This window comes from Nonomuraea sp. NPDC003804 (assembly GCF_040610675.1).
Taxonomy (GTDB): Bacteria; Actinomycetota; Actinomycetes; order Streptosporangiales; family Streptosporangiaceae; genus Nonomuraea.
In genome coordinates this window covers 97,187-112,305 of the sequence record NZ_JBEXMT010000016.1, presented here as the reverse complement: position 1 = coordinate 112,305, position 15,119 = coordinate 97,187, and the positions used below count along the sequence as shown (strand labels likewise).

The 15,119-nt window shown below is 70.4% G+C and carries 17 protein-coding genes and 1 tRNA gene; 9 read left to right on the top strand and 9 right to left on the bottom strand.

Annotated features, from left to right (window positions below):
• Position 1 precedes the first annotated feature (1 nt).
• Entirely contained in the window at positions 2-1,159 is a 1,158-nt protein-coding gene (locus tag ABZX22_RS22680) for a Rid family hydrolase (RefSeq protein ID WP_354912297.1), read from the bottom strand.
• Positions 1,160-1,216: 57 nt separating this feature from the next.
• Between ABZX22_RS22680 and ABZX22_RS22675 the strand changes: the two genes are divergently transcribed.
• Genes ABZX22_RS22675 through ABZX22_RS22665 form a run of 3 tightly spaced genes read left to right on the top strand, consistent with a single transcriptional unit; the run spans position 1,217 to position 3,922 of the window.
• Positions 1,217-2,086 (top strand): LysR family transcriptional regulator, encoded by an 870-nt coding sequence (locus ABZX22_RS22675; protein WP_354912294.1) that lies wholly within the window; start codon positions 1,217-1,219, stop codon positions 2,084-2,086.
• A gap of 4 nt (positions 2,087-2,090) precedes the next feature.
• Positions 2,091-3,092 carry a chorismate-binding protein gene (locus ABZX22_RS22670; RefSeq protein WP_354912291.1) on the top strand — a complete coding sequence of 334 codons (1,002 nt, stop codon included), beginning with the start codon at positions 2,091-2,093 and terminating at the stop codon, positions 3,090-3,092.
• Entirely contained in the window at positions 3,089-3,922 is an 834-nt protein-coding gene (locus ABZX22_RS22665) for an aminotransferase class IV (protein ID WP_354912289.1), read from the top strand. The genes ABZX22_RS22670 and ABZX22_RS22665 overlap by 4 nt, the downstream gene beginning before the upstream one ends.
• A 72-nt stretch (positions 3,923-3,994) precedes the next feature.
• Here ABZX22_RS22665 and ABZX22_RS22660 read toward each other — a convergent pair whose 3' ends face one another.
• Positions 3,995-5,410 (bottom strand): hypothetical protein, encoded by a 1,416-nt coding sequence (locus tag ABZX22_RS22660; RefSeq protein WP_354912286.1) that lies wholly within the window; start codon positions 5,408-5,410, stop codon positions 3,995-3,997.
• Positions 5,411-5,493: 83 nt separating this feature from the next.
• Between ABZX22_RS22660 and ABZX22_RS22655 the strand changes: the two genes are divergently transcribed.
• Positions 5,494-6,096: a DUF305 domain-containing protein gene (locus ABZX22_RS22655; protein ID WP_354912283.1), complete on the top strand. Its 603-nt coding sequence runs from the start codon at positions 5,494-5,496 to the stop codon at positions 6,094-6,096.
• 104 nt (positions 6,097-6,200) lie between these two features.
• Here ABZX22_RS22655 and ABZX22_RS22650 read toward each other — a convergent pair whose 3' ends face one another.
• Positions 6,201-6,617, bottom strand: a complete 417-nt coding sequence (locus tag ABZX22_RS22650) for an SsgA family sporulation/cell division regulator (RefSeq protein WP_354912278.1) — start codon at positions 6,615-6,617, stop codon at positions 6,201-6,203.
• Between the two features lie 416 nt (positions 6,618-7,033).
• On the opposite strand from ABZX22_RS22650, the gene ABZX22_RS22645 reads away from it, so the two are divergent.
• Positions 7,034-7,105: transfer RNA gene (locus ABZX22_RS22645), tRNA-Val, on the top strand.
• 274 nt (positions 7,106-7,379) lie between these two features.
• Here the strand turns inward: ABZX22_RS22645 and ABZX22_RS22640 are convergent.
• Entirely contained in the window at positions 7,380-8,603 is a 1,224-nt protein-coding gene (locus ABZX22_RS22640) for an MFS transporter (protein WP_354912276.1), read from the bottom strand.
• Positions 8,604-8,739: 136 nt separating this feature from the next.
• Between ABZX22_RS22640 and ABZX22_RS22635 the strand changes: the two genes are divergently transcribed.
• Positions 8,740-9,291 (top strand): helix-turn-helix domain-containing protein, encoded by a 552-nt coding sequence (locus ABZX22_RS22635; protein ID WP_354912274.1) that lies wholly within the window; start codon positions 8,740-8,742, stop codon positions 9,289-9,291.
• Between the two features lie 283 nt (positions 9,292-9,574).
• On the opposite strand, the gene ABZX22_RS22630 is transcribed toward ABZX22_RS22635, so the two are convergent.
• Together ABZX22_RS22630 and ABZX22_RS22625 are read right to left on the bottom strand one after the other, a co-directional pair.
• On the bottom strand, positions 9,575-10,585 hold the full coding sequence (locus ABZX22_RS22630; protein ID WP_354912271.1) for an FkbO/Hyg5 family chorismatase: 1,011 nt from the start codon (positions 10,583-10,585) through the stop codon (positions 9,575-9,577).
• 19 nt (positions 10,586-10,604) lie between these two features.
• On the bottom strand, positions 10,605-12,086 hold the full coding sequence (locus ABZX22_RS22625; protein WP_354912268.1) for an AMP-binding protein: 1,482 nt from the start codon (positions 12,084-12,086) through the stop codon (positions 10,605-10,607).
• Between the two features lie 227 nt (positions 12,087-12,313).
• On the opposite strand from ABZX22_RS22625, the gene ABZX22_RS22620 reads away from it, so the two are divergent.
• Both ABZX22_RS22620 and ABZX22_RS22615 read left to right on the top strand, forming a co-directional pair.
• Positions 12,314-12,700, top strand: a complete 387-nt coding sequence (locus ABZX22_RS22620) for a RidA family protein (protein ID WP_354912266.1) — start codon at positions 12,314-12,316, stop codon at positions 12,698-12,700.
• 321 nt (positions 12,701-13,021) lie between these two features.
• Complete coding sequence (locus tag ABZX22_RS22615; protein WP_354912263.1) at positions 13,022-13,387, top strand: hypothetical protein; 366 nt, start codon at positions 13,022-13,024, stop codon at positions 13,385-13,387.
• Between the two features lie 249 nt (positions 13,388-13,636).
• Here ABZX22_RS22615 and ABZX22_RS22610 read toward each other — a convergent pair whose 3' ends face one another.
• The 3 genes from ABZX22_RS22610 to ABZX22_RS22600 all read right to left on the bottom strand — a co-directional run bounded on the left by ABZX22_RS22610 (position 13,637) and on the right by ABZX22_RS22600 (position 14,836).
• Positions 13,637-13,792: a hypothetical protein gene (locus tag ABZX22_RS22610; protein WP_354912260.1), complete on the bottom strand. Its 156-nt coding sequence runs from the start codon at positions 13,790-13,792 to the stop codon at positions 13,637-13,639.
• Positions 13,793-13,909: 117 nt separating this feature from the next.
• Positions 13,910-14,140: a hypothetical protein gene (locus ABZX22_RS22605; protein ID WP_354912257.1), complete on the bottom strand. Its 231-nt coding sequence runs from the start codon at positions 14,138-14,140 to the stop codon at positions 13,910-13,912.
• Between the two features lie 9 nt (positions 14,141-14,149).
• Positions 14,150-14,836 carry an HAD-IA family hydrolase gene (locus ABZX22_RS22600; RefSeq protein WP_354912254.1) on the bottom strand — a complete coding sequence of 229 codons (687 nt, stop codon included), beginning with the start codon at positions 14,834-14,836 and terminating at the stop codon, positions 14,150-14,152.
• 52 nt (positions 14,837-14,888) lie between these two features.
• Here ABZX22_RS22600 and ABZX22_RS22595 point away from each other — a divergent pair, with 52 nt between their 5' ends.
• On the top strand, positions 14,889-15,014 hold the full coding sequence (locus tag ABZX22_RS22595; RefSeq protein ID WP_354912251.1) for a hypothetical protein: 126 nt from the start codon (positions 14,889-14,891) through the stop codon (positions 15,012-15,014).
• Positions 15,015-15,119: the final 105 nt, after the last annotated feature.

Sequence of the window (15,119 nt, the reverse complement as noted above, 5' to 3'; positions counted from 1 at the left end):
TCTACGGCAGGGCGACGATCAGGTCGATCTCCAGCAGCAGCCCCGGCATGAACAGCTTGGACACCTCCACGGTCGTGCTCGCCGGCGGTGTTCCCGTGATGTACTTCCGGCGCACCTGCCCGTAGGCGAACCTCTGCTCCATGTCCGTCAGGTAGGTCCTGATGAACGCGATGTCCTCGAACCCGGCCCCCTGGTCGGCGAGGATCTTGCCGATGTTCTGGAAGACGGCCTCGGCCTGCGCCGCCATGTCGCCCTCGCCGACCACCTGGCCGCGCTCGTCGAAGGCGGCCTGGCCAGAGACGTAGAGCATGCCGCCCACGCGGACCGCGTGCGAGTAGAACCCGTTGGTGGCCGGCACGCTGCCCGGGTTGACCGGCACCGCGCGCGACGGCGCAGCGACCTCCGTGGCGACGTGCGTGGCGATCGCGGTCACGTCCCGCTCGCCGTGGCCGGCGGCCTCCGCCGCCTCCAGCCGGGCCTGCGCCGCGCGCGCCATCGTCGTTCCCTCCCACGCCCCCAGCCGCACGTCCTTGGCCGCCAACCCCAGCGCGTACCTCGTCTCCTGCGCCGGAGCCGCGATCCGCGCCGCCAGCGCGCCCAGCGGCGTGCCCGACAGCACCTGGGCCAGCGCCTCACGGGTGACCCCGTGCGCCTCGCCGTACGCGAAGGTCTCCGCCAGCAGGACCTGCGCCGGCACCAGCGCGCCCATCACGGCCACCTTCATCGCCGCGCCCGCGCCGAGCGGGCCGAGTTCGAGCACGGTCCCGAACTCCGCCAGCACCGTCCTGCAGGCCGACACGTCACCGCCGGCCAGCACCGTCAGCGTGCCGTCCGCGGCGGGGCCGACGCTGCCCAGGACGGGCGCGTCCACGAGCGCCACCGACGGGGGCAGCAGGTCGCGCAGCCGCCGCACCGCATCGGGGCCGATCGTGGACATCTCCACCACCGTCGTCCCCGGCCGCAGCCCTTCGAGGGCGCCGGTCAGCACCTCCTCGACGGCGGGGCCGTCGCGCAGCATGGTGATGACCAGGTCGGCGCCCTCCACCGCCGCCGCCACCGGGCCGAGCCCGCGCTTCCACACCGTCACCTGGTGCCCGGCCGCCTGCAGCCGCCGGGCCATGGGGACGCCCATGCGTCCCTGTCCGAGAAAGGCAATCACGTCCGCATTCAATAGTGATGCGAGCCATTCCACCACCGACTAGTCTGCATGCCAGCCATGCTTGAAACGAATGACTTGCGGCTGTTCGCCGAGGTCGCCCGCGAGGGCTCCTTCACCGGCGCGGCCGAGCTGCTCGGCTACACCCAGTCGGCGGTCTCGCGCCGCATCGCCGCGCTGGAGCGCGCGGCGGGCGGCCCGCTGTTCGTCCGCCTGGCCAGGGGTGTCCGGCTCACCCCGGCGGGCGTCGCGCTGCAGCGGCACGCCGTGGCCGTCCTCGACCGTCTGGAACGGGCCGGGGAGGAGCTGGCCGCGATCCACCGGGGCGAGGGCGGCACGCTGCGCGTCGGCGCCTTCGCCACCGCGAACGTGTGGCTGGTCCCGCAGGCGCTCAAGACCTTCGGCGAGCGCTTCCCCGGCGTCGAGGTGCGCCTGACCGAGGGGCTGACCGGGCTGCTGCTCGACCAGCTCAACGGTGGCGCCCTCGACGTGGCCGTGGTCAGCGACTACCCGGCCGGCCTGCCCGCGGCCGCAGAGACCGTGCTGCTGCTGGAGGAGCGGCTGCTCGTGGCGCTGCCCGCGCATCACCGGCTGGCCGATCGTGAGGTGGTCGACCTGCGCGACCTGGCCGAGGAGACCTGGATCGAGGCGGCGCCGCCGGGCCGGCCGACGATCCTGGCCGCGGCCTGCGCCCGGGCGGGGTTCACGCCGCGGGGCGGGCTGCGGGTGGCCGAATGGACGGGCAAGTTCGGCTACGTCGCGGCGGGCCTCGGCGTCACGCTGGTGCCGGAGCTGGCGGCGCGGGCCGTACCCGACGGTCTGGTGGTGCGGCCGATCTCCGAGGAGGGGCCGCGCAGGAAGGTTTACGCGGCGCTGCCGGACGTGCCGCTGCCGTCCGCGCTGGCGCTCGTCGGAATACTGGGACAATAGGGGCGTGCAAGACAGTTTCGCCCATGTCGGCGGCCTCCTGGCGACCAGGCTCAGGGACCTCACCACCGACCTGGCCGCGCTCGACAGCGCGGGCTGGTGGGCGGTCGTGGTCGACTACGAGGGCAAGGTCACCTGCGCCGGCTTCGACGACGTACGGCCGGCCCCGCTGCCCGCCGCCGGAGCATGGCACGGCCCCGCGCCCGAGGAATGGCGCAGCTCGCTCGACCAGGCCGCCTACGAACGCGGTGTGCAGCGCATCCGTGACTACATCGAGCAGGGCGAGGTCTACCAGGCCAACCTGTGCCGCGTCCTGTCCGCGCCGCTCGACCCCGCGGCCGACCCCCTCGCCCTTGCCGCCCGCCTCCAGGAGGGCAACCCCGCGCCCTACGCCGCCGTGGTCAGCGTGCCGGGACTGAGCGTGGTGTCGGCCTCGCCCGAGCTGTACCTCTCCCGAGCCGGCTCCACCATCGAGTCCAGGCCCATCAAGGGCACCGGCGTCACCGCCGCCGACCTGCTCGACAAGGACTACGCCGAGAACGTCATGATCGTCGACCTGGTCCGCAACGACCTCGGCAGGGTGGCCGAGGTCGGCTCGGTGAGCGTGCCGGCGCTGTGCGCGGTCGAGGAGCACCCCGGACTGGTCCACCTGGTGTCGACCGTGCGCGCCACGCTGGCCGAGGGCGCCGGATGGGCCGAGCTGTTCGCCGCCACCTTCCCGCCCGGCTCGGTCACCGGAGCGCCGAAATCTTCGGCCCTGCGCATCATCAATGAGCTCGAAACCGAGCCTCGCGGGCCGTACTGTGGGGCGGTGGGCTGGGTCGACGCCGACCGGCGCACGGCCGCGCTGGCCGTCGGCATCCGCACGTTCTGGATCACCGAAGGGGAGATCCGCTTCGGCACGGGGGCAGGCATCACCTGGGGGAGCGACCCCCGCGGGGAATGGCGCGAGACCGAGCTCAAGGCGTCGAGGCTCATCCAACTGGCGTCCTCAGGAGGAAATCGATGAACGTTCCCGTCTGGGTCAACGGGGAACTGCTGGATCCGGCGCAGGCCAGCGTCTCGGTGTTCGACCACGGGCTGATGGTGGGCGACGGCGTGTTCGAGACCGTCAAGTGCGTCAACGGGGAGTCCTTCGCGCTCACCAGGCACCTCGACCGGCTGAAGCTGTCGGCCCAGCGCATGGACCTGCCCGACCCGGACCTCGAGGCGATCGCCGACGGCGTACGGCGCTGCCTGGCCGAGGCGCCCGCCTGGCCGCTCGGCCGCATCCGCATCACCTACACCAGCGGGCCTGGCCCCCTCGGCTCCGACCGCGGCGACCAGGGCACGACCGCGATCGTCATCGTGGGCGAGCAGGCCGCCTTCCCGCTCACCGCCGACGTGACCGTGGTCCCGTGGCCGCGCAACGAGCGCGGCGCCCTGGCCGGGGTGAAGTCGACCTCCTACGGCGACAACGCCAAGGCGCTGGCCTACGCCAAGGCCCGCGGCGGCGGCGAGGCCATCTTCGGCAACCTGGCCGGCAACCTGTGCGAGGGCACCGGATCCAACATCTTCCTGGTCCAGGACGGCCGCCTCATCACTCCCACGCTCGCCTCCGGCTGCCTGGCGGGCGTCACCCGCGCGCTGACCCTGGAGTGGTGCGGCGGGGAGGAGGCCGACGTGCCGCTCTCGGCGCTCTACGAGGCGGAGGAGGCGTTCCTGACCTCGACGACGCGTGACATCCAGCCGATCAGGCTGGTCGACGGCACCGTCCTGCCGTCCGCGCCGGGGCCGGTCACGGCCAAGGCCCAGGAGGTCTTCGCGGTCCGCTCGGCGTCCGACACCGACCCGCGCTGACCTCTCGGGCTCCGGTCCCCGCCGCCATGTGACCCGGCGGGGGCCCGGCTCGCCCCCGCCGCCGACCAGGACTCAGTAGGTCTTCTGGGTCTGCACGTTGAAGTCGGCCATCTTCACCGACTTGGCGGGATCGGTCAGCGGGTCGTCGATCGCGATGACGTCCAGGCCGCGCAGTATGTCGCTGGAGTAGATGTAGCCGTTGTAGTAGTACGCCGACCACGATCCCGCGATCATCTGCGAGTGCTCGGCCGGCCGGTCGAGGAAACCGATCTCCTTCGGCGCGTTCGAGTCGGTGAACTCCCAGATGGACACCCCGCCCTGGTACCAGCCCTGGACCATGATGTCCTTGCCCTTGACCGGGATCAGCGACCCGTTGTGCGCGACGCAGTTCTCCTTGGGGGCCTGCTCGCGCGGCATCTTGAAGTAGCCGCGCCGCTCCAGCTTGCCGTTCACGATGTCGTAGATCGCGTTCGCGCCCTTGGTCCTGGGCGTCCTGGAGTCGCAGGTCGCCATCCCGCCGCCGCCGAGCTCGTCGCCGAAGACCACCTTCGTGGCGTCGTTGTTGAAGGTCGCCGAGTGCCAGATCTGGAAGTTCTCCTTGTCCTTGATCTGCTGCAGCACCTTCGGCTTCACCCGGTCGGTGATGTCGAGGAGCACCCCGTCGCCGAAGCAGGCGGCGGCGGCCAGGTTCTTCTCGGGGTAGGCGGTGATGTCGTGGCAGCCCGCCATGAACGAGTCGCTGCCCTGCCCCTCGGGGAAGATGTTGGGCGAGGCGACCACCTTGGCCTGCTTCGGGTTCTTCACCGGCACCTCGACGATCTGGATCAGCTCGTGCGGCGCGGGGCAGGTCTTGGAGCTGGGCTCGGGTCCCGGCGAGGAGACGTAGATGTAGAGGGTGTCGGGGTCCTTGCCGGGCACCATGGTGTGCGTGTGCGAGCCGCAGTCGGTCGCCACCGAGCTCACGTACTTGGGCGCCGTCTTGTCGGTGATGTCGAAGATCCGGATGCCCTCCCACGGCGTGCCGCCGTCCGAGGAGCCCAGGCCGGCCGGCTTCGAGGCGCACGTCGGGTCGGAGCGGACCTCGTCCACCGACAGGAACAGCAGGTTCCCGTGGACGGACACGTCGTTCTGCTGCGACTCGCAGGCGACCTTGCTGACCGTCTTCGGCTTGGTGGGGTCGCTGATGTCGTAGATCGTGAAGCCGCCGAAGTTGCCGACGAAGGCGTAGTCGCCCTGGAAGGCCAGGTCGGAGTTCCAGGTCGTGCTGCCGTTGAGCGGGGCCTCGCGCGGCACGTTGGCGACCAGCCTGACGTTGGCGCTCGTCGTCACCTCGTCGCCGCCGGAGCCCTGGGTGGAGGCCGCAGGGGCGGAGGCCGGAGCCGACGACGAGGAGGCGGCGCGTGGGGGTTGCACGGGCGGCGGCGCCGACGCGCACGCCGACACCACCAGCATCATCGTCACCACAGCGCCCAGCCTGGTCACCTTCACACGCGCCCCCTTCGGAATCGTGGCCCAGTATGGAAGCTATGCCAGCCAGGTTCCGAACGTGCGGACTTATCGTCACGGTATTGGTGACTTCGGCGCTGACGGGTTGCGCCGCGGCGGAGCACGACGGGCCCTCGGCGGTCGGTTCAGGCGCTCCGGTGATCGTGCCTGACACGCCGGGCGGGGCCGGCCGTACGGCCGCGCCAGGGGAGTTGCTCCCCTCCCGCGACTGGTCGGCCGTGGCGGCGGACGTGCGGTTCGCCGAAGGCATGATCCCGCACCACCGGCAGGCGCTCGAGATGGCCGACCTGGCCGGGTCGCGCACGACGACCGCGGGCGTGCTCGGCATGGCGCGGCAGATCGCGCTCACCCAGCAGCCGGAGATCGACGTCATGCGCGACTGGCTGCGCGCGCTCGGCAGGGCCGTACCCGATCACGGCTCGCACGCCCCCGGCGCCTACGGGATGGCGTCGCTGGAGGAGATGAACAGGCTGCGGGCCGCGCGCGGCCCGGCCTTCGACCGGCTGTTCCTCGAGCTGATGATCAGGCATCACGAGGGCGCGATGCGGATGGCGGGCGAGGAGCTGTCCGGCGGCCAGGACCAGCGCATGCGGCTGATGGCCAAGGACGTCTACTCGGGCCAGGGCATCGAGGTGGCACGGATGAAGGAGGCCCTCGCCAGGCTCTGAGACGCGAAACGGCCCGCACCAGGAACGGTGCGGGCCGAGCGCCGCGGGAGGCGCGCCGACGGGTCGTCCGACGACGAGGTGGCCGGCGGGGGAGGAGGGACAGGTCAGGACGGCCAGAGCATGTTGGTCAGCTCGGAGTCCAGGTCCATGAAATCGGTCTCCCTGCCCGCGGGTACGAGCTCGTACGTGCGGTGCAGGAACTCGGTCAGGGGTGCCAGGGGGACTTCGAAGAGCGCCTGTCCGAACGGCGACGTCAGGCTGATGTGAAGCGTGCGCTCGCCGTCGGCGCGTGCGGGCCATACCTGCACGTCGCCGTCGCCGACACGTCTCACGATGCCTACAGTCAGCAGTTCACGGGCGAAGATCCACTCGACCGGTTCGTCGTTCCCTACGTGGAAGGCCATGCGGATGGCATACGGGTCGTCGGCTGTATAGCTCAGCCCGGCGAGCAGGGGGACGGTGGTACGGTCGGGGACCACAAGCCGAAGGCCAAGCTCGGCGGAGACGGTGGTGCTGTTCATCGTCAGCCAAACCTTTTCGTCGTACGGTCCCCTCTTCGGGGCTTTCACTGCTCTGACGGACTTCGTCCTGAGCTATGACGCCGAACGAAGAAACCTGTAGGAAAGATTCCGCCTCCAGGCCCTTCTGTAACGCAACTCACAGCTGGACATTTGGGCATCTACCTGGCTAAACATCATTAACTTGGATGATGTTTGCGAGGGTTTTGCGGTTGCCGGCGTCGATCCGGCGCGCCCCGCGCGACCTTTCGGGCGATCAGGGCCTTCCGGAACAGCTCGATGGTATGCCACAGAGCCACCATGCTGATGGGCAACCGCCGCGTTTGGCCCGAATCCCCTGCCGATCGGCGCCGCTTCGCGCGTGGTCGGGAAGTGCGGTATGGTTTTCCACGTCGGCGCCGCGAGGGGCCGGACAGGGCGGGCGATTAGCTCAGCGGGAGAGCGCTTCGTTCACACCGAAGAGGTCACTGGTTCGATCCCAGTATCGCCCACACGAAGTTCCAGGTGGCAAGGGGTTCCGGAGGAGATCCGGGGCCCCTTCTCGCTGTCTGGGGGCCGATGGGAGCCCATCGGGAGCCATCTCACTCGGACTCTCTACCCGTGTCGGCTGTCGCGAAGATGATGTTCATCGTCTGAGCGCCCTTGGTGATCACCGGCCTGAGCTGGTGTCGGTACACGGTCTCCGTGACGCTGGTGCCCGCGTGCCCGACGAGATCGGCGATGGTCTCGATGGCACGGCCTTCCCTGAGCCGGAGCCCTGATTGTTCATCGTTGTTCCGGCCATCGAGCCTGCCGCAGCCCCGGGTTGCTCGCGAGGTACGCTCCGGCGAGCGCGAGCACCACCGCCACGAGCAGCAGAGCGATACTCGGGGCCAGAAACTGCAGGAGGAGACCAGCGGCCGCGCTGCCGACAGGTGCGCCGATTCCGGCGATCGTCGTGGTCGCGGCGATCACGCTGCCCCGGCGGTCGTCCGGTACCTGGCGGAAGATGAGCACGTCGATGAGCACGCCCAACGCGGGAAGCCCAAGCATTGCCCACAACAGCAGGGCGAACACCCACCATGGTCCCAACGGCACCGCAAGCAGCGCGAACACCGGCACCTGGCTCAGCAGCACACCTAAGAGCACGATGCCCGGCCGAAGCCCATGGAGCGGCCGCACAAGAGGCGCACCAAGCAGTCCGCCAACAGCGAGTCCACTCAGCGCCAACCCGGTCTGCCACGGCGGGATCTGCTGATCGCGGAGCACCACGATCGTGATCAGCATGAGCGGCGCACCCACCGTGTTCAGCGCGGCGACCACCAGCGTTGCAGCACGCAGGACCGGATCCCGAAAGAGCATTCGGACCCCGTCGAGCCAGCCACTGGGAGCACTCTCCTCAGCCGCACCCTTGGCCGGAACCCGCACGATCAATACCGCAATCCACGAAACAGCGAAGGTCACAGCCGACAGTGCGAACGGGAGGAACTGCCGGACACCGAACAAGAACCCGCCCAACGGCGCCCCAAGGAGAGTCGCCAGGTTGTCGCGTACCTCCTCCTGAGTGAGTGCCGCTGTGAGCTGCTCCGGCGGTACGATCTCCCGCACGATCAACATGCGTGCCGGGCCGCTCAACGCTCCGCCGCCGCCGAGGATTGCGGCGACGATGAGAAGGTGCGCCAGCGTCAGCTCCTGCATGGCAAGCGCGACGGCAGCGCTGGTTACCGCAAGGAACCGGACGCCTTCGACCAGGAGTAGGACACGACGCCGATCTCGTCGGTCGATGATTCGGCCAGCCGGCAGGCCGAGCATTATCAAGGCCGAGAGCTGGACGAACCCGAACAGGCTGGCGTGGGCCGGCGACCCGGTGATCGCCAGGATGACGAGAGGGTAGCCGACATCGGCGGCCTCCATGCCGAGGAAGCCGGTGGTGGAGCCGATCCATAACGCTTGGAAGCGCCAGTTGCGCCTCAGCGGAACCGTACGTGACCCTGTGATGTCCATGCTCATGGTCCTCATCGTCGAGTGTTGACGGAGCTATTCACGTTATGGTGAATGCTGTCAGGTCCGTGAATGGGTGGCAAGGCCTATCCGACAAGCTGCCTCAGGATGTGTGATGGACTCACCCGCAAACCCCGTCAGCGACGTGGAGACGCTCAAGGCGTTGTCCCACCCCACGCGCCTCGCGATCCTGAGGGTGCTGACGCCAGGCGCCGGCGACGAGATGCCAGTGCGAACGGTCAAGGAGTTGTCTGCCGAGCTGGGACAGCCGGTCACCAAGCTGTACCGCCACATCAACATGCTGGAATCGCGCGGGCTGATCGAAGTCGCCGCGTCCCGATTGGTCTCGGGGATTGCCGAGCGAAGCTACCGAGCATGCCAGGTCTTGTTGTACCTGGACGCGAGCTTGCTGAGCCCGCAAGGCAGACGGCAGTCCAGAGCACTGGACGCCGCAAGCTTCGACCGCGCCCGCGACAGCTACCTTGCCGCAGCCGCAGCCGCAGCCGCAGCCGCAGCCGCAGCCGCAGACTCCACCGACACCGAGCCGCTGTTGGCGTCCATCGAGGTCAGATTGACGCCTGAGCGGTACGTCGAATTCCAGCGAGCACTTCGAGCCATGATCACGGAATTCAGCGACGCAGACGACCCTGCAGGTCGGCCAGTCGGCCTGTTCTGCGCCCTACATGAGAGCAAGTGAGGCCTACTTCACCAAGTCCAAGGTCATCCGTCCGCCTGTTTCGGTCGCCCAGGCGGACTCTCATGCACCTGCGGTCTTGTCGTACCACTCGCTCCTGAAAACGGGCGAAAGATCATCGCCTGAGCGACGGCGACGCCGCGCTGTCGTGCGCGGTGCGGTGGCGCAGATCCGCCAGGTCGAGCAGACCCGGGCCGAGACCGGCGCCCTGACCGGACGACCGCGCGACCCCGGACAAGCGGCCGAGCACCGGCGGGTCACCCGCAGCCCGGGCGCCGGAGGCGTGTCAGGGGCGCGGGGCGATGCCTTCGATCTCCACCAGCAGGTCCGACCGGCAGATGTCGACGGTGAAGTAGGCGATCTCCGCCCTGTCGGAGAAGGCCTGCTCGCACTTGGCGGCGACAAGCGGGACGTCCTCCTCGTGACGGACGTAGACCTTGACGAAGCGGAGGTCCTTCAGGGTCCGGCCGTCATCGATCCCGTGGGCCAGCAGGTTCTCCCGGCCGATGACCGTCGCGATGTTGCCGAGGGTCACGTCGCACTGCTTCTCGACGTCGCCCGCGTGGACCGTCCGGTGGCCGAGGATGCCGGCCGTACCGGCGACGAAGAGGTCACCGGCGCCCTCGAGGCCGCTCGGAGTGAAGCAGGTGGCGCGGGCGAACTTCGGCGGGCGTGGACCGTACCGGTGCGGATAGGACGGGGCGGGCACCTGCAGCGGGTTTTCGATGTTGCGCGCCCGCCCGCTCCGCGACGCCAACAGGTACCAGCTGATGCCGCCGCCCAGCGCGCCGACCCCGGTCGCGGCCGGCATGTCGTCGGCTCGCCCGAGAAGGCGATCCACCGCCTCCGCCCGGCCGAGGCAGAAGTCCCGGTAGACCTCCAGGCCGTCCGGGTTGGCGCGGTTGATGTCGGTGATGAACTGCCAGATCCGCATGACGGTGGGGTAGTCGAGTTTGGCGAGCAGATCGAAGGCCGTCCGGTAGGCGTCGCGGACCGGCTCCCGGTACGACCTGTTGGCCGGGACCTGGCCGGCGCAGAAGAGGTACTCGCCGTCGTGGGCGTAGACCAGGTCCTGGTACATGCCTGACGTGACGGGAGCATCCGTCTCCCACACCTCGGTGACGCGGCTGTTCCCGTCCTTGGCCAGGTGGACACCCATGTCGGCCACGCCTGCGCGGATCGCGGGAGCACGGTGGTGGTCCATGAACGCGATCCGGCCGAGGACGTGACGTCCGGAGGGCGCCGGTTCGCCGGAAGGGAGTAATCGGCAGTGGAGTCCGTTCGGGTGTGTCGTCATGTGCGCCGCCTCCCGCCGGTCAGCGCGCCGCCTGAGCCCGTAGTCGCCGCCGGCTGAGCTTGCCCGTGGAGGTTCGCGGCAGCTCGGTCACGAAGACGATCTCCGATGGCACCTTGTACCAGGTCAGCCGCTCCTTGGCCGAGTCGGACAAGTCGCTGCGTATCGCGGCGTGATCGCTCTCGTCGCCCTTGGCGATGACGTAGGCCAGCAGCCTCGACGTGCCGTCCTCGGTCCGTGTCGAGCAGACCGCCGCCTCGATCACCAGCGGATGCTGCGCCAGGACGTCCTCGATCTCCGCGGGGTGCACGTTCTGTCCGCCGACGATCTCGATGTCGTCGGCTCTGCCGTGGATCCGGATGTAGCCGTCGTCGTCCATGGTCGCCGTGTCACCCGTGGGCCACCACGTGCCCTCGCCGTGCCGGGGCACGTCCGACGGGGAGCCGATGCCGGGAGCGATGGTGGGCCCGGCGACCTCCAGGTTGCCTTCCGCCCCGGCGGGCACGGGTTCGCCCGCGTCGTCGACCAGCCGTACCCGGAACGGGGGCAGGCAGCGGCCGACCGTGCCTTCCCTGGCCTCCGCGAGGCTGTTCGCGGCGAACACCTGCCCCACCTCCGTGGTGCCGAGGACGTTGAGCAGCCGTCCCCCCAGCACCTCCCGCAGGCCGGCCGCCAGGCCCGGGGCGAGCACCTCGCCGGCGGTGACGGCCAGCCGGAGGCCGGCCAGCGGCGACAGGTCCGGCTCGGCGAGCAGCCTGGCGTAGAAGCTCGGCTGGGCGTAGAACACGGTGACGCCGAGGTCGCGCATCGCGGCGAGCGCGGCGGCGGGAGCGGGCCGTTCCGCCGCGAGTACGGCGGCGCTCCCGCTGAGCAGCGGGTAGAGGAGCGTGTTTCCGAGCCCGTACGAGAAGTACATGCGGGACACGGACAGGCTCACGTCGTCGGGCCGCAGGTCCAGGACCCTGCCGAACGCGGAAGCGAAGACGTGGGGGTCACCGTGCGTGTGGAAGCACAGACGGGGGCGTCCGGTGGTCGTTCCCGAGGTGAGGAGGGCGATGCCGGGGGTGTCAGGGCCGCATGCGGCCGCGGGGGGCGCCGGAACCTGTCCGGGCTCGGCCGGGATCAGGGCCGGTGTGACCGTGGCGCCGTCGAAGACGTCGGCGATGCGCGGGTCGGCGATGGTGAGCTTCGGCCGCGCGAGCTCGGCCGTCTGCCGTAGCTCGTCGGGATGGAGGTCGGCGTTGACCAGCGCGACGATCGCGCCGATACGGAGCGTGCCGAGGATGGTCCAGATCAGGTCGATGCCGTCGGGCAGCGACGCCAGCACCCGGTCTCCCCTGCGGACGCCCGAGGCGGACAGGAACCCGGCCACCCGCTCGGCCCCGGCGAAGACGTCGGCGTACCGGTGGACGGTGCTTGCGGTGAGATATGCCGGGCGGTCGAGCCATCCCTGATCATGAGCGGTTCGCGCGAGATGTTCGGTGAGATTGCGGTCGTCCGTCATCAGACATCTCCTGTGATCGTCAGAACACGTTCGCTGTCCCACCCCTGTTTGTGATCTTCGCGAGCTTTCTACATCGCCTGACTCGGCAGCGTCAAGGGCGTGGAGTCGACGGTAACGGGACGGCGACGGCACGTGCCGGCCGGGGGCGCCCCGGGTGGGACGATCGGTGCCGGGCAGGGCGAAAATGGCGAGCCCCCGTCAGGACGCGTCGGATACATTGCGGCGCTATGGACATCACCCCGCGCAACCCGACCGAAGGCGTCTACCCCGCCACCGCCGACTACGTGCACGCCATCGAGGTCAGCGGCGCCCAACGGCTGCTGTTCGTCGCGGGCACGATGGGCCTTGACCCTCAGGGCGTCCCCGGCGCCACCCTGGAGGACCAGCTGGAGCTCATCTGGTCCAACATCCGCGCCATCCTCGCCTCCGCCGGGATGACCGTCGACAACATCGTGCGGCTCACCAGCTACCTGCGCGACTCCTCCTATGCCGAGGCCAACGCCAAGGCCAGGGTGGCGGCGCTCGGCGGCCGTCCCGTGCCGACGACCGCGATCGTGGCGCAGACCCTCGTCACCGAGTGGCTGGTCGAGATCGAGATCATCGCCGCTGCCTGAGCGGGGGGAGCGGGCACCGCGGCCTGAGCGGAGGAGCGGGAAGCAGCCGGTACGGCAGGCCGGGGGTGAGAGAAGCGCCGGATAAGGCAGGCCCGGGTACGGCAGGCCGGGGGTAAGGGGAAGCGACGGGTACGGCAGGCCCGGGAAGGGCAGGGCCCGGGTACGGCAGGGCCCGGGTGCGGGGAGCGGGAAGGGCGGGTACGGCAGGCCGGAAGTGGGGGAGTCGGTGGGCCCTCAGCGGTCGAACCAGGCCCTTCCCGACGGCGGGCCCAGCAGGAGGCCGACCACCACGACGGGCACGACCAGCGCGGGTTGACAAGCGTGAACACCTCGAGGCCGGACTCCGCGAGCGTCTTGGCCAGCCCCGCGGCGAAGACCGCGGCCTCCAGCGCCACGACCGCGAGAAGGACACGCCGCCTGCGGGAGGAGATCCGGTCGGCCAGGAGCCAGCCGCAGACCCCCGCCGCCAGTGCCAGGGACACCAGCGCCCAGGCGATCCACGGCGCGTCGGACGTCCCCACGAGCAGCCCACCCATGAACACCGCGCCTACGGCGGCCAGCGCCGACTGGATCGTCAGAAGCAGGCAGGCGATGTCCACGGGTCTCGGCATCCGCTGTTTCCGGTCCACGGGCAGATCATCCGCGCCGCGGCCGCGTGAGGGCAACATCCCCGCGACCGGCCTGTGACGGCGGAGAGCAAGAGGCCCTCGCGGACGGGGCCGGCAGGACCCATCGGCGCCCTCGGTCGCGAGCCCACCCATCCCAGCCGCAGGCGCGCCCACCCCCAGCGCGCCCGCCCCAGCGCGCCCCACCCCAGCCGTGAGCGCACGCGAGGGGGCGCTGATCGAGGTGGCGCTGATCGAGGTGGCGCTGATCGAGGTGGCGGTGCGACTCTGCCGGCGGGCATCGAACCGCAGGAGAAGGCCGCCTGACCCGCTACTGCCCGCCCGCGGCGGCCCGCCTCTCGGCCATCGCCTCGCGGCGCTCCTGCGCCCTGGCCGCCTTTTCGTGCTTGAGCAGGGCGCGGACGCCGAGCAGGAAGGCGGTGGCCACGATCGCGGGCGGCGCGAGGGCCGAGAAGACCTCGAACATACAGATCACCGTTTGGGGTCGGCGGACAAGGGTTCATCCAGGATATGACGCCTGCCCGTCGGTGCCTCCCCCCGCCCGGTCCGTAACGCGGCTTCCGGACGGCCGGAGCCGCCGCCGCTAGCGCGCGATGTCCGGCTCGCCCGCCGTGAGCTCGCCGAAGAGCTCCAGGGCGGCCTGCCGGACGTCGACGGGATCGAGGCCGTCGAGCACGTTCCTGGCGTGCTCGGCGTCCCTGGTGGTCGCCAGCGTGATGGCGACGGAGTGGGCGGCGGTACGGCTGAGCGACCCGGCGGGCGCGCGGTCGGCGAGCTCCTGGGCGCGCGCGGCGAGGTCGAGGTTGTCCGTCATAACCGCACGTTATAGAGGAACACGGCCGGTGACGTCCAGCTCCGCGAGATCCGTGATGACCACGTGGGCGCCAAGTTCCTTGAGGGCCAGCCCGGCCCGGTCGATCGCCACGACCTGCCCGAAACCGGCGCGGGCCGCCGCCTCGATCCCCGGCAGCGTGTCGCCGACCACGGCGGCCCGCTCCGGCGGGACGTCCAGCAGCCTGGCGGCCTCCTCGAAGGAGGCGGGGCCCGGCTGGTCGTGCCGGCCGTCGATGACGACGTCGAACAGGTGCATGAGCCCCGCCGCCGTGATCACCTTGCGGCAGTGCGCGCTCGCCGAGACGCCGGCCGTACGGCAGCCGCGGTGGCGCAGCTCGTGCAGCAGGCCGACGGCCGACGGGAAGGCCGCCACGCCGTACCGCTCGATCTGTTCGACGAAGATCCGGTCCTTGGCGCTTCCGAGCGCGGCCACCTCCTCCTCGCCCGGCCTGATCCCGCGCGAGGCGAGGAAGGTGCGGACCCCGTCGAGACGGGTGCGCCCGTCGACGTGACAGAGGTAGTCCTCGCGCACGTCGAACGGCGTCGACGAGAGGGCGCGCAGGTAGGGGTCGAAGACGCTCTTCCACGCCGCGGCGTGCACCCGGGCCGTGTCGGTGACCACCCCGTCGGTGTCGAACACCACGGCCCTGATACCGCTCAGATCGATCGCTGCCACATCTGTGACGCTACGCCTTGACACGCTCCCAGGGGAGAGCCATCTCTGGTAGGTGCGCGTGTTGCTGATCGCGGTCGTGGTGATGACGCTCGGCGTGCTCGCCGCCGCCGTCGTCTCGCTCCTGATCCTCTTCCAGCCACCCGACTTCCGGCCACCCGGAGGAGGAGCCGGCCGGTGAGCCGCCCGGAGGAGGAGCGGCCCGTGCGCCGCCCGGAGGAGGAGCAGCCGGTGAGCCGCCCGGAGGAGGAACCGGCCCGTGAGTCGCCGGGACGAGGAGCGGGCT

Coding starts and splice junctions, on each gene's coding strand:
- ABZX22_RS22675 (WP_354912294.1), top strand. CDS start 1,217: ATGCTTGAAACGAATGACTTGCGGCTGTTCGCCGAGGTCGCCCGCGAG.
- ABZX22_RS22665 (WP_354912289.1), top strand. CDS start 3,089: ATGAACGTTCCCGTCTGGGTCAACGGGGAACTGCTGGATCCGGCGCAG.
- ABZX22_RS22650 (WP_354912278.1), bottom strand. CDS start 6,617: ATGAACAGCACCACCGTCTCCGCCGAGCTTGGCCTTCGGCTTGTGGTC.
- ABZX22_RS22640 (WP_354912276.1), bottom strand. CDS start 8,603: ATGAGCATGGACATCACAGGGTCACGTACGGTTCCGCTGAGGCGCAAC.
- ABZX22_RS22630 (WP_354912271.1), bottom strand. CDS start 10,585: ATGACGACACACCCGAACGGACTCCACTGCCGATTACTCCCTTCCGGC.
- ABZX22_RS22625 (WP_354912268.1), bottom strand. CDS start 12,086: ATGACGGACGACCGCAATCTCACCGAACATCTCGCGCGAACCGCTCAT.
- ABZX22_RS22620 (WP_354912266.1), top strand. CDS start 12,314: ATGGACATCACCCCGCGCAACCCGACCGAAGGCGTCTACCCCGCCACC.
- ABZX22_RS22610 (WP_354912260.1), bottom strand. CDS start 13,792: ATGTTCGAGGTCTTCTCGGCCCTCGCGCCGCCCGCGATCGTGGCCACC.
- ABZX22_RS22605 (WP_354912257.1), bottom strand. CDS start 14,140: ATGACGGACAACCTCGACCTCGCCGCGCGCGCCCAGGAGCTCGCCGAC.